Below are 20,567 nucleotides of genomic sequence, written 5' to 3' on the forward strand. Positions count from 1 at the left end.
GGGAAAACCTCGGATTCTCCCTGCTCTACAATACAGTCGCCGTTCCGCTTGCCATGGCAGGATACATCAACCCTCTTATTGCCGCGCTTTCCATGAGTTTGAGTTCTCTGATCGTTGTAGGAAACTCTATGCGTATCAAATTTTTGAAATTCAAAGAAAAATAAATCATGCAGTTAACCCTTTCATGCTATACTGTATTTTATCTCATTATGTCAAAAGGTATTTCCCATGTCTGAACATATTATCATCGTGATGATCGGTATCTCCACGCTGCTTGGTGCAACCGGTCTTGCCGCCCTGCTCTGGGGTGTCAGGACAGGACAGTTTGATGATGAATCCAAATTTATCGATGCTGCACGTTTTGACAGTGAAGAGGAGCTGCGGGATGCCGCAATGATGGAAGAGAAGAAAAAAGCGCGTCTGAAAAAGAAAGCGGAAGAAAAAAAGAAAAAATATATGCCCGCAGACTAATAGAGCAATAATAAATTCCGTGCTATAATATGTATAAATATGAAAGGGCACAGGATCATGATCTTCAAAAAAATACTTTTATCGACCTTTTTACTGACTGCCGTTATACAGGCTGAATCAAGCATTGGCCTCAATATCAACAATGAAGATGTTGAGATCAGCGGACAGATAGATTTTAATGCACTGGCTGACTATTCGAGCGGTACCTCCTACCTCATCAGCGGAAGCTACCTTTATTCCGGAGCCAACGATCACGACAATGGAGAGCATCTTTTTACTGTAGGTTTCAGCGGTCAGAACAGTCTTCCCGGCATAGAAGGACTTACTGTTGCTCTCGGGGCAAAAGCTGTTTTTGCAGACAGTTTTACAGCGTTGCCGCTTTTTGTCAAAGCAAATTATGCATTGCCGCTGATAGATACTATTCCGATGACTTCGCTTTTTGCCGACTTTGCCTATGCGCCTTCCGTACTTACCTTCAGTGACGGGGAAGACTACAGTGAATTTCGTATCGGCGCCGACATGGAAGTCATTTCCAATACACATGTTTTTGTAGGCTACCGAAACATAGATACAGACTACAGCTACGGCGATTATAATTTTAACGACAGTTTCTACGGCGGACTGAGGATAGCCTTCTGACATCATCCCGCTCCAAAAGGATCTCTATGAATATCTTAGTGACCGGCGGTGCCGGCTATATCGGCTCCCATACTGTTATTTTACTTCTTCAGGCAGGCTACCGTGTCATTGTATATGACAATTTCTGCAATGCTTCAAAAGAAAGTATTTCCCGGGTAAAGAAGATCGCGGGAAAAGAGATCATCACTGTAGAAGGTGATATACGGGACAAAGTACAGCTTCGCCGTCTCTTCTCTTCGCACAAGATCGATGCCGTCATCCATTTTGCAGGACTCAAGGCGGTAGGTGAATCAGTAGAAGAACCTCTCAGATATTATGACAACAATGTCTGCGGTACCGTTGCACTCTGTGAAGTCATGGCGGAACATCAGTGCAAATCGATCATTTTCAGTTCTTCAGCCACGGTATACGGTGATCCGCACACCACGCCCATTACGGAAGATTTTCCTACATCTGCCACCAACCCTTACGGCAGAAGCAAACTTTTTATAGAAGAGATACTCAGAGACCTCTACGTTTCCGACAACACCTGGAAGATCGTGCTCCTTCGGTACTTCAACCCGGTGGGAGCCCATCCTTCGGGCCTGATCGGTGAAGACCCCAACGGTATTCCCAACAATCTCATGCCTTTCATCACCCAGACTGCCGTAGGGCAGCGCTCCTGCCTCAGTGTTTTTGGAGATGATTACGACACCCCTGACGGAACGGGTGTCCGAGACTATATCCATGTCATGGATCTGGCTAACGGGCATGTCAAAGCACTTGTAAAACTCCCCGAATTCAATAAAGTGATGACTATCAACCTCGGTACAGGAACCGGCTATTCGGTTCTGGATATGGTCAAAGCATTTGAAAAAGCTTCAGGCAGAGAAGTACCCTACTGTATTGCTCCTCGCCGGGCCGGGGATATCGCCCAATGTTACGCAGACCCCGGCTATGCCAAAGAAATACTGGGATGGGAAGCAGGCAAAGGAATCGATGAAATGTGTGCAGACAGCTGGAGATGGCAGGAGAAGAACCCCAACGGATACCGGAAATAACCACACATCAAATTTCCTCACAAACACTACATTAATGCAGCCTGTGATAGAATAGCATCCATCCAATATGCAAGGAACGTGCTCATGTCTGTCAATACATCCATTTTTCGTGAATATGACATCAGAGGCATTTATGAAAAAGAGCTCAATGAGCAGAGTGTCAAAAGTATCGGATATCATCTTGGCAGAAAGATCGGAGGGAACAAGATTGTTTCCATCGGATATGATGCCCGCTCCCACTCGCCGATCCTGAGAGACTGGCTCACCTCCGGGCTCAATGCAGCAGCATGTACTGTACTTGACATGGGCATGGTAGCTACCCCGGTAAACTATTTTTCCAATTATCAGAAAATAGCAGATTTAGATCCACAGCCGCCAATCGCCGACTGCCCTCCATCCGCCACGACTGATGCGTCTATCATGATCACCGGATCGCACAACCCTTCTGAATACAACGGTTTCAAGATCACCATTGACAGAGCACCTTTCTTTGGTGAGGAAATCTATGCACTCGGTGATGCTATTACTGCAGACCGGGAGAGGATCATACCCGACAATACGGAAAAGATCGATATTGATGTCAAAACACCCTATATTGACTTCATGCTCAAAGAGTTCATCCATCTCAAAAGGCTTGATACAAAGATCGTCATTGACTGCGGCAACGGCGTTGCAGACACAGTACTGACAAAGATCTTCGATGCGTTGGAACTCAGCTATGAAGGTCTTTACTGCAAACCAGACGGTACCTTCCCCAACCATCATCCCGATCCTTCGGTAGAGCAGAATCTTGCCGATGTCAAAAAAGTTCTGGAAAAAAAAGGAGACATCGCGTTTGCCTATGACGGAGATGCAGACCGCATTGCAGTGCTCACACACAAGCACAATATCAAAGGCGACCAAATGGCATTGCTGTATGCTATGAAAATGGAAAACCCTACTGTCATAGGAGAGGTGAAGTGTTCCCAGGTCATGTATGATGAACTTGAACGACGGGGTGCAAAAACCGTCATGTATAAAACCGGCCACTCGAATCTCAAGGTCAAAATGAAAGAGATCCATGCCGACCTGGCCTGTGAAGTCAGCGGACATATCTTTTTCAAACACCGGTACTTCGGCTACGATGATGCTATTTATGCCACGTTGCGTATGCTGGAACTGGTTGAAGAAGGTATCGACCTGGACAGAGAAATAGAAGCTCTCCCCCATGTATTCTCAACCGAAGAGATTAAAATAGAAACAACAGAGGAAGAAAAGTTTGCCCTCATGGACAAAATAAAAGAAATGCTTAAAATACCTCCGTCAGACTTTCCTGATATTCACAGTATCATTGATGTTGACGGTGTACGCATCAACTTTGAAAAGGGCTGGGGACTTGTACGTGCTTCCAACACCACTCCTGTACTTGTAACACGTTTTGAATCTACAGACCAGGCTTTAGCCAAAGAATACGAAAAAAAAATCAATATACTCATTGAAACTGCGAGGTATGCACTATGACCAATACACTTTACTTTACCACTGACGATCAGGTCGTCCAACAGGAAGCTTTTGATGCCATTTGCGCGGAACAGGAACATATCGGCTATTACCATCTGCCCGATCAGGATATTGCACCTATTCTGGAATATTGCAGTACTGTCCCGGATACCGTTGAAACGATAGCAGTCATTGGGATCGGAGGCAGTTCACTCGGAGCAAAAGCTGTCTATGAATTCATTAAACCGCTTCATACGCTTAAAAGAGATCTCTATTTCTTTGAAAGTACGGACCCGGTCAATATCACCGTTCTTCTTGAAAAATTCAACCTTGACAAGACCCATTTCCTTGTCATTTCAAAATCGGGGAGTACGGTAGAAACATTTGCCATTTACAAGTATATTTATTCAATAAAAAGTGATCCTTCTGCCTACACTTTCATTACCGATCCCGGCTCTCCGCTGGAACAGTATGCCAAAGAGATCCATGCCGCAGTACTGTACCTTCCCGAAAATGTAGGAGGAAGATTTTCTGTACTTTCAACAGTTGGTCTGGTTCCGCTGGCACTGAGCGGCATTGATCTTGAAGCCCTTCTGTCAGGGGCCAGACACATTAAGGAAAGTTTTTTTAAAGACGGCTACATGAAAGATACTTTGCTTAAAAAAGCGACCTATTACGCCAGAAACCATGCACAGTACCATATTAACTGTCTTTTTGCCTATTCTGAATCACTCAAATATTTCTGTGAATGGTATGTTCAGCTTTGGGGGGAGAGTTTGGGAAAACATCAGAAACATTCTGCTTTCCATGTAGGCCTGACACCCATCGGTCTCATCGGCCCCAAAGACCAGCATTCTTTTTTACAGCTCATTATGGAGGGTACACGCGACAAGTCGGTTACATTCATAAAGATAGCAGATTTCAATGACAACATTACCATACCCGATATTACTTTGCCGCATCTAGAGTCGCTTGATGTCCTGAACAGTCTGCCGTTTGAAAAACTGATCAACATGCAGTGTGACTCAGTCATGGAAGCACTCCTGAACGAAAAAGAGATTCCTGTCGATGTAATTGTCATTCAGGATACAGCCGAGGCCAACATCGGTGCACTGATCTTTTACTATGAATTGCTTACCTCGCTTGTCGGAGAACTTATTGATGTCAATACCTACGATCAGCCGGGTGTTGAAGCAGGCAAGCGTATCTTGAAGGATAAACTTGCCGGATTAAACAAAAAAACAGACAGTTTTTCCTAAAAAATATTTTTGAATGGTTCCGAAATGAAACAAAAAGCCCTCTTTCTCGACCGTGACGGGATCATCAATATCGATCACGGATATGTCTGCAGACAAGAAGGTTTTGAATTTTCTGACGGGATATTTGAACTGGTCAAACATTTTTCGGATGCAGGGTATTTGATATTTGTTGTGACCAACCAGTCCGGGATCGGGAGGGGATATTACACCGAAGAAGACTTTGTGAAGCTGAGCAGTTGGATGGTACGCGTGTTTCAACACCACGGTATAAAAATTTCACAGGTCTACCACTGCCCCCACCTGCCCGATGCCGGCTGCCGCTGCCGCAAGCCTGCACCAGGGATGATAGAAGAGGCCGCCAAAGCATATGATATTGATCTTTCGGCTTCATGGATGATCGGTGACAAACAGAGCGATATCGATCTGGCCCACAATGCAGGGATCGGCCGGAGTATTGCCATCGCTCAGGGAAACATTAAAAATACCACCTTCTCTTTTGACTCAGTGGCCCAATGCAGCAAACATTTGCCTTCTATTACTTAAGACTGTTTCGGATTGGTCAATTTCCCAAATTCCTCGGAATGTTCCAGAAGTTCCGCATAGGTTCCTCTGTCTACGATCCTGCCTTCTTTAAACACCAAAATAACATCCGCGTGTTCGATCGTACTCAGTCTGTGGGCAACGATGAAAGTGATCATTTCCTCTTTCAATGCCTCAAGTGCTGCATGGATGGCTTTTTCACTTTTGTTATCAAGCGCCGAGGTAGCTTCATCAAGAATAAGCACATCCGGATCTTTATACAGTGCTCTTGCCAGAGCAATACGCTGGCGCTGCCCGCCGCTCAGATTGGTACCAAATTCGTCCAGTCTTGTATTGATCCCCTCTGGAAGCTGTGCAATGAATTCCCAGATAAATGCTTTTTTCAATGCTGCTTTGACCCGTTCTTCATCCACCTTCTCGCCATAGGCAACATTATGGGCTACCGTATCCTGAAAAATAAAGATACGCTGTGTCACAAAAGCGATCTTGCGGTGCAGTGAAGCCAGGGTATAGGACTGGATCGGACGATCATTGATGAGCAAGGTACCATCACTCGCATCGTAAAAACGTACGAGCAGATTGATGAAACTGCTCTTTCCTGCCCCGCTGTCACCGACAAGAGCATAGACTTTTCCTGTTTCTGCTTCAAGTGTTACATTGCGGAGTGCCGGCTTCTCTTCATACAGCAGCGACACATTCTTAAAATCTATCTTCTCTATATGCTCGAGCACGGTTTTCCCCGAAGTGATCGCCGGTGTCACACTGAAAAGTTCTTCTATACGTTCAGTAGCGGCCAGGGCATCCTGCATCTGGTTATGTATGTTGGAAAATTTCTTGATAGGGTCATAAAGCATGAACAGCGCTGTCACAAAAGCAAAAAAACTACCCACTGTCATATATCCGTCAATGACTTCATTCGCACCGATATAAATGGCAACAGCGATCGCAATGGAACCGAAGAATTCCAGTACCGGACTGACCAGCGCATTGACTTTGCTCTGTTTCATGGAAAGCTCGAAAAAATTCATATTTTCATCACCGAAGCGCTGCTGTTCAAATGTTTGTGATGAGTTTGATTTGATAATCTCGATATTGTTAAAAATCTCGGTAAGCCTCGTAGTAAGGTCCGCTGCACTTTCCTGTGACCGTGTGGAGTAGCGTTTCATTCTTTTGGCAAGTATTTGAAGCGGTACAAGTGCCAGAGGCATAACCACCAGAAAATAGAAAGCCAGTTTGGGACTTTCATAAATGACATAGCCGGTCAGTGAAACGATCAGAAGGGCATTGAGCAGTACAGAGGGGATCAGATGCGATACAACATTCTGTACACGTGCAATATCGTTGGTCGTACGGCTGAGCAATTCACCGTTGCGCATTTTGTTCAGGTATGCCATATCCTGGTACATCAGATGCAGTGAGAGCTTGTTGCGTATCTTACGGACAATATCATTCCCGATATAGATCGTGTAGTAGGTCTGTACATATTTTCCTACCGATTTCAGCAGGAAAACCCCGACGATCGCAAAAGGGATCAATGCAAGCATCTCCCTGTCTTTATTGATGAATACCTGGTCAAGCACAGGTTTAAGCAGCTGCGCAGAGCCTGTTGTACCTGCTGCCACAGCGATCATACCGAGTACAGCAAAGAGGAACTCTTTTTTATACGCCTTAAAATACGGAAAGAAATAACGGAAGAGATCTTTCATTCAATGCCTTGATTTAAGTCTGAAACATTATACCAAAGTAGTGATGATAGCCGTCTAATGACAGTAACCATATATAAAAATCAGGATATAATAATCGCATGAAATACAACACTATAGACTTTAACCATAAAACCATACTCATTACAGGCGGTGCCGGATTTATAGGGTCCAATCTGGCTTTTTACTTTCAAGAGAATTTTCCCGAAGCCGTCATCGTCATATTTGACCGTTTCAGAAGCGAAGAAACTTTTTCGAACGGCAACCTGAAAAGTTTCGGACACTACAAGAATCTTATCGGTTTTCACGGTGATATCGTGTGCGGAGATTTGAACAGCCCGCATGATCTGCAGCAGCTGAAAGAAAAATACCGTTTCGACTACATCTTCCATGAAGCGGCCATTTCCGACACACGTGTATATGACCAGAAGATCGTTATGCAGACCAATGTCAACAGTTTCTACACTATTCTTGAAATGGCACTTGAAACAGAGGCTGTACTCGTTTATGCCAGTTCCGCAGCAACATACGGTTCACAGCCTTCACCCCAGACAGTCGGCAGGGAAGGACCGGAAAATCCTTACGGTTTCAGCAAATATGCAATGGATCAGATCGCTTACCGGTACATGAAAGAACACCCGAATATGACGATCGTGGGGCTTCGGTATTTCAATGTTTACGGCGCACGGGAATTTTTCAAAGACAAAACCGCTTCGACCGTTATACAGTTCGGGCACCAGATACTCTCGGGGAAAACACCGAGACTTTTTGAAGGCAGCGACAAAATCGTGCGTGATTTTGTCTATATCAAAGATGTCATTCAGGCAAACATCAAAGCCTGTGCTCCAAAGAAGAGCGGTGTTTACAATGTCGGGACCTCCAAGCCGAGAAGCTTCCAGGATATTGCCGATATTCTTCAGAAAGAACTGGGTACGCATTACGGTACCGACTATTTTCCCAACCCTTTTACCGGCTATCAGATGCATACACAGGCAGACATACGTACCTCCGAAGAATTTCTTGGCTATGTACCGGAATGGGAACTTGAAGCAGGCATACACGATTATCTCGGTGAGATAAAACGTATGTATGAGGAAGAAGTACTTCATGGATGATCTCAGGGGGAAAAAGGTTCGGATCGCCGTGGTCGGTGATCTGATGATCGATCATTACATCTGGGGAACATGCGAACGCATCTCCCCGGAAGCACCCGTTCAGGTACTTGAAGTTGCAAAAGAAAGCAACCTGCTTGGCGGGGCAGGCAATGTCATCAACAACCTCATCGCACTTGAGAGCGAGGTGCATGTCTATACCGTACTTGGCGGTGATAAAAATGCCGAGCTTGCAGAAACCCTGCTGCAAAAAGCAGGTGCAGACTGTCATGCCGTTATAAAAGAGTGCGAACGTGTCACGACAAAAAAAAGCCGTGTGATCGCCTCAAACCAGCAAATCATCCGTTTTGACGACGAAAGCAAAGAAGATATTTCTCTGCTCTCCCAGAAAACCCTTCTCGAAAATCTTTCGGCACAAATCATTTCCTATGATGCCCTTCTGCTTTCCGATTACGGCAAAGGTGTCCTTACTCCTGCTCTGACCCGAAATATCGTTGCCCTGGCACAACAACACGGCAAACCGGTTCTTGTCGATCCTAAAGGGGCAGACTACAGCAAGTATGCCGGTGCAACACTGCTGACGCCGAACAAAAAAGAAGCTTCGCTTGCAACTGGTATCGATATACGTAACGTTGAAACACTGCTTGAAGCCGGATACAAACTGAAAAAAGAACTGGATCTGACTTACGGTATCATTACACTCAGTGAAGAGGGGATTGCCATTTTCAATAATGAAATGCGTATTATCCCCACAGTTGCAAGAGAAGTTTACGATGTTACAGGAGCAGGAGATACCGTTTTAGCTGCCCTGGGACTCGGCCTGGCCTCTGGTCTGGAGATCAATCGTGCCTGTGAATTTGCCAACAAGGCGGCAGCGGTTGTCGTAGCGAAAGTCGGTTCCGCCACAGCCACACTCAATGAGATAGAAGAGTATGAGCATTCACTCAACAAGGGACAGGCGGAAAGCAAGATCAAGGATTTCAGTCAGATCACACGTATTGCCAAGAGGCTTAAAGAGCAGAAACGCAAAATTGTTTTCACCAACGGCTGTTTTGACATTTTACACCGGGGACATGCCAGCTACCTTCAAAAGGCCAAAGAACTGGGTGATTTTCTGATCGTGGGGCTTAACAGTGACGAAAGCATACAACGGCTCAAAGGAAAAGACAGACCGGTCAATCCTCTCGAAGACAGGGCCTACCTTCTCGCTGCACTGGAAAGTGTCGACTATGTCGTACCGTTTACCGAAGATACCCCCTATGCGCTGATCAAATGTATCTTTCCCGATATCCTTGTCAAAGGTGCCGACTACGAAGGGAAAGAGGTTGTAGGGAGCGATCTAAGCAAAGAAGTACGCCTGATAGATTTTGTCGAAGGGAAGAGTACCAGCAATATCATTGCAAAGATCAGCGGAACAAAATGCTGAATCTCAGCCGCACAGCAGTGTGGCAAGCTGCCGCAGCAGCCAGCGGGGACGCCATGTTCTGTCCAAAGGAGGCAGTACAGGTATTTTTCTCCGGCTGTCTGACAAAATATGCCAGGTGTAGTTGAACATACTTCTGCTATATCCGAAATCCGCACCAAAATAGTCTGCCTCCATACGCTTCCTTGTATCGACACTCGTATTGAAACTAAGATCACGTACGAGCGAATGGTATGACTTTTCTCTGTCTACCTTGCGTATTTCACAGTAAAAACGTTTGGGAAGATAGCGCTGTACCGTCCCGTGGTTTTTAAAGTTCTTTACAAAACGGAAATCTTCCGCACCATAGGCACCGGCAAACTCCTCATCCATGCCGTACAGTTCAAACCATCGCGCCCGGGACAGATAAAAAAGGTTCGGATGCCCCTTTGTCATTGTTCCGTCAGGGCGTTTTCTGTACAGTTTATAGAATCTTTTATGGGAAATATTTCGTTGGCTGAGCCATTCCAGAGTATGTTCAGGAAAAAGGTGATCTACATCTGAAATCACCACATTGTTCGAATGTGCATACAGCATACAGAGGTTTTTTGCTCCCGACTGGTTCCAGCGGATATCCTGGTCTATTTTGATCCATGTCAGGTTCATATCGAATTTGGGAATATCATATTCTATCGGTGAACCGTCATCGACAATGACGAACTGTATATGGTCCAGCACTTCCTTGTTGTAACGGCTGTAGTGTTCAAGAAGATCTACTATCGTATCGATATTCTCCTGGTTGCAATAAAAATGTGTTGCAACCGTTAAGCGTATTTCACCGTAATTTTTTTTCTTCTGTCCAAAGATATCTACCCGGTCGGGCTCCGAGATCGAAAACAGTGTATGACGCATCACTTTCATGTCTGAATCATTATTTAGCAGTACCGGCTGGTCCAGAAGGACAGGATTATCCAGTTTGAGCCTGCCTTTTGGCATCATGGCATTTTGATCATACTGTTCTTTGTTCTGAATGAAATTGATGCCGGTATAACGGTTGAAAACCAGTCTGTTCCTATAGCTTTTTTCAAGTTCGGGAATTTCATCCCACCAGCGCATCACGATCGTCGGTTCTTTGCGCTTTAATTTCATGGTTACTGCAAAACGCTGAATTTCTTCTACATCGGTCAAGACCATCAGCATACTCCAGGAAGACATCGATGATGCTTCGTATTCCTGCACTGCCCTGTTCCACAAGGTACTGCTGTCCTCTTTTATGGATACAGACCGGACGACAGGATGCAAACTGTCTGTAAAATATTCACTTTTTTCAAATGTTTTCCAAAAATTTTCAAGTGTACCGCCTTCCTCTACAAACACCAATAATGCGGTAGGTATATGATAGCTCATGAAACTCCCTTTTTTCTCAATCTGTATTCCCCAAAATATATCATCGCTAATTATATAAAAATTTGATACCATTCTACATTATGAGGAGTGATCATGCAAGATATTATACTCGCTGAATTTGAAGCACACAGGGCCACCATTGAAAAAACCATAAAAAAACTCATACCGAACATTGAAACCGCATCTGAAATGTTGACCGATACACTGAAAAAAGGCAATAAAGTACTTTTATGCGGAAATGGGGGGTCTGCTGCCGATGCTCAGCATATTGCCGCCGAACTGACCGGCAGATACAAAAGCGAAAGAAAGGGACTGCCGGGAATCGCCCTGACAACAGACACGTCTGCACTCACTGCAATCGGTAATGATTACGGCTATGAGCGGGTTTTTGACAGACAGGTCGAAGCACTTGCCAATGAAGGGGACCTTCTCATCGGTATTTCAACAAGCGGAAACTCTGCCAATGTCCTTTCTGCACTCAAAACGGCCAAAGCACGCGGATGCACGACCATCGGATTTTCAGGACATACCGGCGGTGCTATGAATGAAATATGCGACATCAATCTTGTGGTGCCTTCGGATGATACCCCCAGAATTCAGGAAATGCATATACTCTTTGGACATACACTATGCCAGATCGTAGACAATGAACTAAGTTGACTCCACCTTTTTCACAGCATCAAGTATGTCTTCGGGTTCTATTTTTGTCATACACTCATGATGCTTCAGCGGGCAGGTTCGTTTCATACAGGGAGCACAGGCCATCTCTTTTCTGACAATCCTTCCATGAGGGTTTTTCCACTGGCTCGTCTCTTTGTCTTTTGTCGGCCCGAACAGAGCCACCGTCGGCACTCTGAACGCTGCTGCCACATGCATCGGACCGCTGTCTCCGGTAATAAAAAGATCCAGCTGTGAAATCTGATCTATCAGTTCAGGAATCGTAGTTTTTCCGGCAAGATTCACATAATTCATGACACTTGATTTTTGCAGTTCTCCTTCTATATCCGCTGCGATATCCTTTTCATTCGGACCGCCAAAGATCACAATATCATATTTACCGGCCAGTGCAACAGCCACCTCCGCAAACTTCTCCGGATACCAGCGTTTCGCACTTCCGTAAGTTGCCCCGGGGTTGATACCTGCTGTCTTTCTGTCTTTCCTTTTGGGAGGAATAATATCACGCTGATAGACCTTCAACGCACCCGGCATGGTCTGCAAGCCCAGACAACGGTTGACAAAATCATTGTAACGCAGCACCTGATGGCGTTCAATATTTTTTGCTTTGCGATAGGTACATTTTTGGGAAGCATCAAGAAACCAGAAAAGAAATTTCGTTGCAAAACTGCTCCTGAACGAGATGGCGATATCTACCTTTCCTATCTGTCCGGCCTGTTGATACAGGTTAAGATACCTGTTACCCCCGCTTCGGCTTTTATCCACAATGATCTTTTTGACATTGGGATGCTCCCCAAACAGCTGTGTAGAAAGGAAAGAGCCAAAAACAGTGATTTCACATCCTGGATAGCTTTTGACAATATTTTCTATGGCGGGGGTAGCCATTACAGCATCACCGAGCCAGGTCGGGAGTTCAATAAATAATTTCATGTATCACCTTCAATGTCTCTTCCACATTTTTTTCAATGGTAAAACTTTGTACCGTTCGTCTGTTCTTTGCTTTGATCTCGTCTAATAAGCGATCATCATTCAGCAAACCGTCTATAGTCGCTGCAATGCTGTAGTCATCAGGACGATCCATCACAAATGCCTCATCGAGGATCTCCCCTGCACCGCACTGCCGTGTGGTGATCACTGCATTGGAAAACTGCATCGCCTCCAAAATAACATTGCCGAACGGATCGTAGCGTGAAGGAAATAAAAAGATATCACTGATCACATAAAAATCATTGACATCCTTTCTCGGGCCGGTAAATACAACTTTGTTTTCCAAACCAAGTTGCCTGGCCATATCTTCATAGCAGGACAGTTTTTTTTCTTTGCCTATGATGAATGCTTTAAAGTCATCATACTTCAGTCTGGAAATAATATGTAGAAATTCTTCTACCCCTTTTCGTTTAAATCCGCTCCCCACAAAAGTAATGATCTTTTGTGCTTGTGCGATCCTGAATTCTTTTGACAGTTTTGGAAAAGCATGGCTTGTATCATACTCCTGAAGTTCGATCCCGTTGTAAATCACCACGATCTTTGAAGGGTCGATACCGTAAGCGTCGATAATGTTGTTTTTGACCATGCCTGAAATGGCAATGATCTTTTTGGCTCTGCGGAACGCTTTTGCCTCCAATGCAAGATAAACCCAGTGCAGAGGATTTGTCTTTGACTTATTCTCAATACTGAGAAAAACTTTGTGTACACCGTCATCGGTTCTGTAAATATCCGGGCAGGATATTCTGTCAAGAGAGAAATAAAATTTATCTTCTTTTTTTCGGCAGGTCATAAAATCAAAGAGCAGCACTCTCAGCCATGCCGGCAGAAATTTGGGCAGAGAGGAATGGAGGACTGCATGATCTATCTTGCGTTTTTCCAACTGTGCCGAAAGCTGTGCAAGATACATTTCTGCACCGCCTGACAACTTTTTATTGGCACGGATCAAGTAGAGTTTCTGCATACTACTGCCTCATTTTTTCTGTGGGCAAAGCTGTCTTCTCCGAAGCGGTATAGTTCAACAGATACCCGACAATAAAAGCAAAAAGACCGCCGGTAAAGTTTTTGAGCGGTACATCTGTAAAAAAAGAAAATATAAAAACAACCAGTATACTGAACAGCGCGGCCCGAATCAGAGGGTCACGTATATTCAGTGCGCTCCGGAACACATAAAAGAGAAACAAAAGGAAGAAAGCCAAACCTGTAAACCCGGTTTCCACAGTCACTTGCAAAAACTGGTCATGCAAATGCTGCAGTATCTTTGTAGCATCATATTTTTTTAACTCTTCTCTTTTTAAAGCATGCCGGTATTCATCAAGAACATCTCCCACACCAACCCCGATGAGCAAGTGTTCTTCGATAATATGATATGAAACTATTTTCATCATTATACGCCATCCCCAGGAGTTTTGCAAATTTCCTTCCTGAATTTTGACAACATCGGTCAATGCCTGATCTGCTCTCTGGTGGAAGTTCGGTGATACCCGATAGGCACTGAAAAAAAGAACTGTGAGAAAGACTGCTGCATACAAAAGATACATTTTCTTTTTATAATAAATCACTACAAAAGAGACTGTTCCAAAAATCAGTGCCAACTGTCCTGTCCGACCCCCATTGATAAAAAGGTTTGTAGAAGAGGAAAGCAAAAACAGAAATTCAAATACCTTCAACTTGAACGGTATGCTTTTATCTTTTAACTGAATAAGCAGAAGGAAAATGGTAACAACCAGAAAAACACTGTAGATAGTATGATGCATAAAGGGTGTAGGATTGGCCGATGTTTTTCCATTGATACTCCACCATTCAAAGTAGATACCATAGGAAATCATTTCGCTTATGAACATGGAAAACAGAAAGGCATACAGTATGGGTTTGAGAAAATGCTTTTGTACAGATGTGAAAAACACGATTATCACCACCGTAATGGCAAAATAATACTTTAATGACTGTATACCTTCATAAATGTCATTGGTCCACAGTAAAGAGAGCACAGTGAACATAAAAAAAAGCAAAAGAGAATAGATCACTTTTGCAGATTTTAGCTTTGCTGTTTTTTGGCTCAGTCCACCTTCCATCAACCACAAAAAAAGAATGACATAAGGAGCAGTAAAGAGAGGAAATGCTTTGGAGAACGGCAATAAAAATGCATATAGTACAAAAACCATATTCAAACTATCCGAATAGAATTTCGATCCAAAAACAAAATACTTTTTCAGCCGAATACTGCGATGATCGTTCATTGTTTTCCTTCCATAAGCTTCATATACTGCCAAACAATATGATCTGCCTGAAACTTTTCAACCGCAGTATCCGGGATCGGCGGATACTCAAGAAGGGCTTTTTTCATTTTGCCTGCAATCATATCAATGTCCTGTATGGGTACAAGATAAGAAGACAGAGTATCTGTCAAAATCTCACTGGGGCCTGTCGGGCAGTCGGTACTGACCACAGGAGTTTTTAAAACAAGTGCTTCGATCATTACTGTCGGTAAACCTTCAAAATCAGATGTCATCACCAATAAGCTTGCATTGCTGATCCAGGGATAAGGATTAAGTTTAAATCCAGTTAAAAGTACTTTATCCTCAAGCTTGAGTTCCTCTATCATGTTCTGAATGACTAATTTATCTTTCCCCTCACCAACGATCACCAGTTTATGTGGTATACCGGATTTTTTATATGCCTGCAAAAGTACATCATGTCTTTTACTTGTCATATCAAACCGGCCAACGTGTATTATATATGCTTCCTGGGGAATTTCGGCATCATTTTTTTGGGATAATACTTTTATTTTTTCAACATCAGATACATTGTATATTACATCCATACTTTTTGGTTTAGCACCTATATCCCGGGTAATTATCTGTTTCAAGCCCTTTGATACAGGTATCAAGTGCTTGTTGGAATACAGTTTTCTGTATTTATAGTGCCGCCATCTATATTTCAGTTGTCCCAAAACTGTATCCGGATATCTTTTTATTTCAGCGCTGTGCACACGATGGTAGGCATTGTCGATCTTCAACAAAGAAAGTATCCGGTTGGAAGGAGATGAGTTCGACATCACCATATCCGCTTCTCCCAGCATCTTAAGTTTTTCCCTGAGTTTTCGGCTATAGGCTTTTTTACTGTATGTGGTATTGATATCCCTGTTCAAAAGGTGAAAGGAAAGTGATGCCGGAATTTCAAAATCAATTTTGTTTTCACAGATCACAAGATGAACTTCTATACCATTTTTTTGCAATGCTTCTGCCAGGGTAAGCATGGAAATACCTGCACCGCCTGAGAGCGAATCATTGAAAAGGACGATTTTACAGTTTTTTTTGACAGAAGACATACTTTATTGTTCCAGCATTTGGGTAATATTCATTTTGATCTCATCCATATCCATCTCCATCAGGCAGTCACTGATTCCGCAATTGTCACAGCCTGCAGAAATACAGGGTACACACTCCCAGTTTTTCTGAAGCACCCGGTGTTTTCCCATACACTGATTGCCATTGGTTCGGGTATAGGCATTCTGCATAACACTGTTGTCCCATGGCCCCCACTTGTAGGATGCGCTTGGACCAAAAAAGGCAAGTGTAGGAACATCATTGGCAGCACTGATATGCATGATCGCAGTATCGACACCAATGTAAAGTCTGCTTTGCTTGTTGAGCGCGGCGGTTTCTTTCAGGGTGAGTTTTCCCGTGAAATCCAAAGGCTTCGTCCGGCAATAAGATATGATACGCTTTACTTTCTCCCTCTCCTCCTTGATAGGAGCAGCCGTAATAACAACGGGAAACTGCATCTCTTCCTGGCAAAAGTCGATGATCTTTGCCACCGTCTTGTCATCTGCACATTTGAAAAGCCACCGTGACACAGGGTGCAGGTGGATAAACGCACCTTTTTTCAACCCGTACTCCGCCATAAGGTTCTGAACATTTTTGTTTATTTCCATGTCCCAGAAAATTTCAACTTTTCTTTCTACTGTCTGCTTATCCAGTACCCGGAGAACATCCAGGTTGTCATCGATATTATGCCGCATGCTGACGAGAAGAAGCTCATCTGTAATAAACCGGTTCAATACCATATTTTTTTCTGCAGGAATACTGATGATCTTTTTTGCCCCGGAAAAAATAGCGATCTGCAGACCACGGTCCCCTTCGGTTGTATTGATGACAATATCATACTTCTCTTTTCTAATCGAATTGGCAAAATCATATTCTGCTTTCAGGCGCTTGAAAAAAGGCAGTTTTTTAATTTTTCGATCATAAATATGTATCTTTCTTACGGAAGGATGCCCTGTAAGCATTTCTTCTGTACCTTTGTTGAGGGCAAAATCTATCGTCGCCTCGGGATAATGGTATTGGAGATTTTTTAAAAGCGGTGTCGTCAGAAGCACATCGCCGATATTACGAAATTTCATAACCAGTATTTTCATTTGATATACTTCCAGAATGTGTATTGTGCATAAAGCTTTGAAATGACAAATCCGTTCCAGCCGTCCAAAAAGCCCTTTTTAAGAATAAAAAGTTTGAAAAATGTCCAGGCGGGATTGACCATCGCTTTCATTTTATTTTTTGATTTATGATGCAGGGTCGAATAGCGGTTCTGTTTCTCAATAAAGGCATCGATACTGTTGTAGGCAAGATGCAGCAAATGGTTTTTCACATACCCGGCTGTGGTCTTCATCTGTACAGATTCATGAACCTGAACATCATTAAAACGTGCTTTTGTTCTGTCAAAAAGACGTATCGTATAATCCGGATAGAGCCCACACGTTTTAATATCATATCCCCAGAAATTATTCAGTCTCGGAACGAAATACCCCTCAAATTCAGGATGCTTTAAAATCGTCATTATCTCTTTTTCAAGTGCCTGTGTAATACGCTCATCTGCATCCAGTACAAATACAAAATCGTTGCGGGCCAGACTCACTGCCCTGTTTTTCTGGGGACCGAAACCGAGCCATTCTTCCTGAAGTACCCTGGCACCGAGAGATGATGCAACTTCACAGGTTCTGTCTGTTGAACCACTGTCCAGAACGAGGACTTCATCTGCAAAAAGTGACGACCGGACTGCCTCTGCTATTGTGTTCTCTTCATTTCTTGCAATGATCACTACAGAGAGTTTAGTCATCATAACATGCCTCAAACTGGTTTTTCCAGCGTTTGTGCAGCCAGAACCATTCTTCAGGCTTTTCTCGGATCACTTTTTCTGTGATCTTTGCCTGTTTTTGTACAGATTCCAGGATATCTCTGTCTTTGTCATCTGTCGTTTCCGTCACAAACCCCTCATAAAAAGTCAAGGTATACTGCAAATGATCTTCTGTTGTAATGAACACAGGAATGATCACTGCATTAAACCGTCTGCTTAAAATAGCGGCAGAAGGTGTATGCCGTACAGGTTTTCCAAAAAAATCAACAAGAACCCCCTCCTTCTCACTGGTATTCTGATCGACCAGCAATCCAAGCATACGTCCCCGCTTCAACACTGAGATCATCGATTTCATCGCACCCTTTTTATCTATGAGCTCTATGCCGAACTGTTCTCTGTTCTGTTTTAGAATGGCATTCATGCTCGACGCATCCAGATCTCTCCCGATAATGGTCATATCTCCGAATTTCGCAGCAATGGAAAGCGCTACCAACTCCCAGTTTCCGTAGTGTGCCGTGACCAAAATGACTTTTTTTCCCGCTGCAAGCGCATTTTCAAGTATCGTTTCATTTTTAAATGTCACTTTGTTGAGAAGTGCTTCCCTTGAAATACCCTGATTTTTGACAAAATCGATCAGGGAGAGGATAAGGTTCAGATAGCACGCCCTGATAATATGTTCTTTTTCTTCTTCACTCAGTGTATCTCCATATGCCAGGTCGAGATTGACTTTTGCGATCTTTTTGTGTTTGCTGTCTGCGGCATAGATCATACGGGAGAGCGCTTTGGCAAAAAAGAACATCAGTGTTTCGGGCATGATCCGGATAAAGAATTTAAAGACATTGAACGCACTCACATACAGTTTATCTTTCACGACAGCAGCTCCTTGGCCAGGGTGACAATGTTGTGTGCAGAGATTGTATTGATACACAATTCATTTTTATCCAACTTCAAAGGATCGATCTTTTTTCCGCAGTCTATGACCCTGTTGATCTTTGTTTCAAGTACATTTCTAAAACTCGGTGTCGGACCGAAGATCGTAATACTCGGCCGGTTCAGCGCCCAGGCCATATGGGTAGGGCCGCTGTCTCCGCCAATAACAAGATCCGCAGCAGCGATCAGTGCTTTGAGTTCATTGAGGTTCATAGGCGGAAGCACTCTTGCCTCACATTTCCCGGCGATGAAATCCGCCCTGCTCTTTTCGGCATCATTTCCCCATACCAGCAGATGGTTTCCCGGCAGTGCTTCAATTATCTCGACAAACTTCTCTTTGGGGTACACTTTGCTTTCCCAGCTCGACCCCAGTATATGCACAATATTTTTTTTCTCCGGCATTAAGAAAGAAACGGTTTTGCCACACGCACTGTCCGGATAAAAAAGAAAGGGCTTTTTCTCCATCAGAGCATCGGAGCCAATCTCAAAATTCAATGCGGCAGCGACTAGATCTGCATTTCGCATGATCACATTTTTTTCATAAGGTATCCTGAATGTTCTGCTGTACAGGAGTGCGGCAGCCTTTTCCCTGACAGAGTGCCTGTCAAAACCGCAGCTTGGCCCCAAAATACGTGCAACGACAGCTGACTTGATCAAGCCCTGCATATCTATGACCAAATCATACCTGTTACGGGCATACGCTTTGAGCCTGCGGAATTCAGAGAAAATATGCGATTTTTCTTTTTTGAGGGCTTTCAGGTTTACCGGGAGAATGGTATCGATATGGGGATTGTATTCCAGAATACCGCTAAAATGCTCTTCGACGACCCAGTCGATCCGGCTTTGGGGCATTGCCTCCCTGATGAACTGCAGCACAACCATCGCATGCACTATATCGCCCAACGCAGAAAGCTTGACAATCGCTATCCTCATCTCTGAATATCCTGATTTTTTACTCTAATTCTATCCAAATACTCTAAAAGGTCAGTGCCCTGCCGAACTCCTTTCAATTTAATTTGGATATAATCACACCAATAATTAACAGCTGAAGGAATTTTCTACGTGATAGGAATCGTCGATTACCATATGGGCAACCTGGCATCCGTGATCAATGCTTTTAAAAAAACAGGAGCAGATGCCAGACTGGAGAGTGATACGTCAAAACTCGGACAGTATGACAAGCTTATCCTGCCCGGTGTAGGTGCATTTGGAGATGCAATGGAACATTTGCAGCGCAACGGTATGGATGAAGCGGTCAAGACTTTTGCCCAAAGCGGAAAACCCTTGCTGGGCATCTGTCTTGGTATGCAGCTGCTGTTCGAAAGCTCTGAAGAGTTTGGCTCGACTGAAGGTTTGGGACTCATTCCCGGGAAGGTTGTCGCTTTCGATGAAAGTAAATTTGACCACCCTCTGAAAGTACCGCATATGGGATGGAACGAGCTTTTTGTGCAAAAAGAGACTTCTCTGTTTGATAGTCTCCCCGATGATTTCTATCTTTATTTTGTACACTCCTACCATGCTGTTTGCAATGACAGATATGCCATAGGGAAAACGCATTACGGATACGAGTTCGTTTCGGCCGTTCAGAACGGGAATATCTTCGGTATCCAGCCGCACCCGGAAAAAAGCCATGAGAATGGACTTAAAATTATAGAAAATTTTAGCAAACTGTAGGGTGTTGTACCCTTACAACACCACATTGGTGTATGAATTTTACTGTAGGTTTGGCCATGCCAAACAAAAAGAAGATAGATAACAATTTAAATACAAGCGTTTGGCATGGCCAAACC

The 20,567-nt window shown here is 43.8% G+C and carries 20 protein-coding genes; 10 read left to right on the forward strand and 10 right to left on the reverse strand.

The window, feature by feature from the left end; translation table 11 throughout:
- The first annotated feature begins 228 nt into the window (after positions 1-228).
- From ccoS to gmhB, 6 genes are all read left to right on the forward strand, one after another.
- Positions 229-471 carry a cbb3-type cytochrome oxidase assembly protein CcoS gene (gene ccoS / locus F8L24_RS02910; RefSeq protein ID WP_294951574.1) on the forward strand — a complete coding sequence of 81 codons (243 nt, stop codon included), beginning with the start codon at positions 229-231 and terminating at the stop codon, positions 469-471.
- Positions 472-528: 57 nt separating this feature from the next.
- Positions 529-1,110 carry a YfaZ family outer membrane protein gene (locus F8L24_RS02915; RefSeq protein WP_294951576.1) on the forward strand — a complete coding sequence of 194 codons (582 nt, stop codon included), beginning with the start codon at positions 529-531 and terminating at the stop codon, positions 1,108-1,110.
- A gap of 26 nt (positions 1,111-1,136) precedes the next feature.
- Positions 1,137-2,150 carry a UDP-glucose 4-epimerase GalE gene (galE, locus tag F8L24_RS02920; protein ID WP_294951577.1) on the forward strand — a complete coding sequence of 338 codons (1,014 nt, stop codon included), beginning with the start codon at positions 1,137-1,139 and terminating at the stop codon, positions 2,148-2,150.
- Between the two features lie 84 nt (positions 2,151-2,234).
- On the forward strand, positions 2,235-3,650 hold the full coding sequence (locus tag F8L24_RS02925; RefSeq protein WP_294951578.1) for a phosphomannomutase/phosphoglucomutase: 1,416 nt from the start codon (positions 2,235-2,237) through the stop codon (positions 3,648-3,650).
- Positions 3,647-4,888 carry a glucose-6-phosphate isomerase gene (locus F8L24_RS02930; RefSeq protein ID WP_294951579.1) on the forward strand — a complete coding sequence of 414 codons (1,242 nt, stop codon included), beginning with the start codon at positions 3,647-3,649 and terminating at the stop codon, positions 4,886-4,888. Before F8L24_RS02925 ends, F8L24_RS02930 begins: the two co-directional genes overlap by 4 nt.
- 24 nt (positions 4,889-4,912) lie before the next feature.
- Entirely contained in the window at positions 4,913-5,431 is a 519-nt protein-coding gene (gmhB, locus tag F8L24_RS02935) for a D-glycero-beta-D-manno-heptose 1,7-bisphosphate 7-phosphatase (protein ID WP_294951581.1), read from the forward strand.
- On the opposite strand, the gene F8L24_RS02940 is transcribed toward gmhB, so the two are convergent.
- Entirely contained in the window at positions 5,428-7,134 is a 1,707-nt protein-coding gene (locus F8L24_RS02940) for an ABC transporter transmembrane domain-containing protein (protein ID WP_294951583.1), read from the reverse strand. The genes gmhB and F8L24_RS02940 overlap by 4 nt on opposite strands.
- A gap of 98 nt (positions 7,135-7,232) precedes the next feature.
- On the opposite strand from F8L24_RS02940, the gene rfaD reads away from it, so the two are divergent.
- Together rfaD and rfaE1 are read left to right on the forward strand one after the other, a co-directional pair.
- Positions 7,233-8,246 (forward strand): ADP-glyceromanno-heptose 6-epimerase, encoded by a 1,014-nt coding sequence (gene rfaD, locus F8L24_RS02945; RefSeq protein ID WP_294951584.1) that lies wholly within the window; start codon positions 7,233-7,235, stop codon positions 8,244-8,246.
- Entirely contained in the window at positions 8,239-9,669 is a 1,431-nt protein-coding gene (rfaE1, locus tag F8L24_RS02950) for a D-glycero-beta-D-manno-heptose-7-phosphate kinase (RefSeq protein WP_294951586.1), read from the forward strand. The genes rfaD and rfaE1 overlap by 8 nt, the downstream gene beginning before the upstream one ends.
- Positions 9,670-9,672: 3 nt before the next feature.
- Here rfaE1 and F8L24_RS02955 read toward each other — a convergent pair whose 3' ends face one another.
- A complete protein-coding gene (locus tag F8L24_RS02955; protein ID WP_294951588.1) occupies positions 9,673-11,052 on the reverse strand; it encodes a glycosyltransferase family A protein in 1,380 nt (459 codons plus the stop codon).
- 93 nt (positions 11,053-11,145) lie between these two features.
- Between F8L24_RS02955 and gmhA the strand changes: the two genes are divergently transcribed.
- Positions 11,146-11,712, forward strand: a complete 567-nt coding sequence (gmhA, locus tag F8L24_RS02960; protein ID WP_294951590.1) for a D-sedoheptulose 7-phosphate isomerase — start codon at positions 11,146-11,148, stop codon at positions 11,710-11,712.
- Here gmhA and waaF read toward each other — a convergent pair.
- The 8 genes from waaF to waaC are packed head-to-tail and all read right to left on the reverse strand — an operon-like array spanning position 11,704 to position 19,710.
- Positions 11,704-12,657: a lipopolysaccharide heptosyltransferase II gene (gene waaF / locus F8L24_RS02965; protein WP_294951591.1), complete on the reverse strand. Its 954-nt coding sequence runs from the start codon at positions 12,655-12,657 to the stop codon at positions 11,704-11,706. The two genes, gmhA and waaF, sit on opposite strands and share 9 nt — an antisense overlap.
- Positions 12,641-13,675, reverse strand: coding sequence for a glycosyltransferase family 4 protein (locus F8L24_RS02970; protein WP_294951593.1), 1,035 nt, complete (start codon positions 13,673-13,675; stop codon positions 12,641-12,643). The genes waaF and F8L24_RS02970 overlap by 17 nt, the downstream gene beginning before the upstream one ends.
- A 1-nt stretch (position 13,676) precedes the next feature.
- Complete coding sequence (locus F8L24_RS02975; protein WP_294951595.1) at positions 13,677-14,951, reverse strand: O-antigen ligase family protein; 1,275 nt, start codon at positions 14,949-14,951, stop codon at positions 13,677-13,679.
- The gene (locus F8L24_RS02980) at positions 14,948-16,042 is read right to left on the reverse strand and encodes a glycosyltransferase (protein WP_294951596.1); all 1,095 of its coding nucleotides are present in this window, start codon (positions 16,040-16,042) and stop codon (positions 14,948-14,950) included. The genes F8L24_RS02975 and F8L24_RS02980 overlap by 4 nt, the downstream gene beginning before the upstream one ends.
- Positions 16,043-16,045: 3 nt before the next feature.
- Positions 16,046-17,131, reverse strand: coding sequence for a putative lipopolysaccharide heptosyltransferase III (rfaQ, locus tag F8L24_RS02985; RefSeq protein ID WP_294951598.1), 1,086 nt, complete (start codon positions 17,129-17,131; stop codon positions 16,046-16,048).
- Positions 17,128-17,829: a glycosyltransferase family 2 protein gene (locus F8L24_RS02990; protein ID WP_294951616.1), complete on the reverse strand. Its 702-nt coding sequence runs from the start codon at positions 17,827-17,829 to the stop codon at positions 17,128-17,130. Before F8L24_RS02990 ends, rfaQ begins: the two co-directional genes overlap by 4 nt.
- Positions 17,822-18,718, reverse strand: a complete 897-nt coding sequence (locus tag F8L24_RS02995) for a lipid A biosynthesis lauroyl acyltransferase (protein WP_294951600.1) — start codon at positions 18,716-18,718, stop codon at positions 17,822-17,824. The genes F8L24_RS02990 and F8L24_RS02995 overlap by 8 nt, the downstream gene beginning before the upstream one ends.
- On the reverse strand, positions 18,715-19,710 hold the full coding sequence (gene waaC, locus F8L24_RS03000; RefSeq protein ID WP_294951602.1) for a lipopolysaccharide heptosyltransferase I: 996 nt from the start codon (positions 19,708-19,710) through the stop codon (positions 18,715-18,717). The genes F8L24_RS02995 and waaC overlap by 4 nt, the downstream gene beginning before the upstream one ends.
- 129 nt (positions 19,711-19,839) lie before the next feature.
- On the opposite strand from waaC, the gene hisH reads away from it, so the two are divergent.
- Complete coding sequence (gene hisH / locus F8L24_RS03005) at positions 19,840-20,451, forward strand: imidazole glycerol phosphate synthase subunit HisH (protein ID WP_294951604.1); 612 nt, start codon at positions 19,840-19,842, stop codon at positions 20,449-20,451.
- The last annotated feature ends 116 nt before the right edge of the window (positions 20,452-20,567 follow it).

The sequence above is a fragment of the Sulfurovum sp. genome, assembly GCF_015493435.1.
In the GTDB taxonomy this organism is placed as follows: Bacteria; Campylobacterota; Campylobacteria; order Campylobacterales; family Sulfurovaceae; genus Sulfurovum.

Excerpts from the sequence above, each read along its gene's own strand:
- F8L24_RS02915 (WP_294951576.1), top strand. The coding sequence starts at position 529 with ATGATCTTCAAAAAAATACTTTTATCGACCTTTTTACTGACTGCCGTT.
- F8L24_RS02970 (WP_294951593.1), bottom strand. The coding sequence starts at position 13,675 with ATGCAGAAACTCTACTTGATCCGTGCCAATAAAAAGTTGTCAGGCGGT.
- ccoS (WP_294951574.1), top strand. The coding sequence starts at position 229 with ATGTCTGAACATATTATCATCGTGATGATCGGTATCTCCACGCTGCTT.
- F8L24_RS02925 (WP_294951578.1), top strand. The coding sequence starts at position 2,235 with ATGTCTGTCAATACATCCATTTTTCGTGAATATGACATCAGAGGCATT.
- F8L24_RS02955 (WP_294951588.1), bottom strand. The coding sequence starts at position 11,052 with ATGAGCTATCATATACCTACCGCATTATTGGTGTTTGTAGAGGAAGGC.
- rfaE1 (WP_294951586.1), top strand. The coding sequence starts at position 8,239 with ATGGATGATCTCAGGGGGAAAAAGGTTCGGATCGCCGTGGTCGGTGAT.
- F8L24_RS02975 (WP_294951595.1), bottom strand. The coding sequence starts at position 14,951 with ATGAACGATCATCGCAGTATTCGGCTGAAAAAGTATTTTGTTTTTGGA.
- F8L24_RS02990 (WP_294951616.1), bottom strand. The coding sequence starts at position 17,829 with ATGACTAAACTCTCTGTAGTGATCATTGCAAGAAATGAAGAGAACACA.
- gmhA (WP_294951590.1), top strand. The coding sequence starts at position 11,146 with ATGCAAGATATTATACTCGCTGAATTTGAAGCACACAGGGCCACCATT.
- waaC (WP_294951602.1), bottom strand. The coding sequence starts at position 19,710 with ATGAGGATAGCGATTGTCAAGCTTTCTGCGTTGGGCGATATAGTGCAT.
- waaF (WP_294951591.1), bottom strand. The coding sequence starts at position 12,657 with ATGAAATTATTTATTGAACTCCCGACCTGGCTCGGTGATGCTGTAATG.
- F8L24_RS02930 (WP_294951579.1), top strand. The coding sequence starts at position 3,647 with ATGACCAATACACTTTACTTTACCACTGACGATCAGGTCGTCCAACAG.
- F8L24_RS02980 (WP_294951596.1), bottom strand. The coding sequence starts at position 16,042 with ATGTCTTCTGTCAAAAAAAACTGTAAAATCGTCCTTTTCAATGATTCG.
- gmhB (WP_294951581.1), top strand. The coding sequence starts at position 4,913 with ATGAAACAAAAAGCCCTCTTTCTCGACCGTGACGGGATCATCAATATC.
- galE (WP_294951577.1), top strand. The coding sequence starts at position 1,137 with ATGAATATCTTAGTGACCGGCGGTGCCGGCTATATCGGCTCCCATACT.
- rfaD (WP_294951584.1), top strand. The coding sequence starts at position 7,233 with ATGAAATACAACACTATAGACTTTAACCATAAAACCATACTCATTACA.
- F8L24_RS02940 (WP_294951583.1), bottom strand. The coding sequence starts at position 7,134 with ATGAAAGATCTCTTCCGTTATTTCTTTCCGTATTTTAAGGCGTATAAA.
- rfaQ (WP_294951598.1), bottom strand. The coding sequence starts at position 17,131 with ATGAAAATACTGGTTATGAAATTTCGTAATATCGGCGATGTGCTTCTG.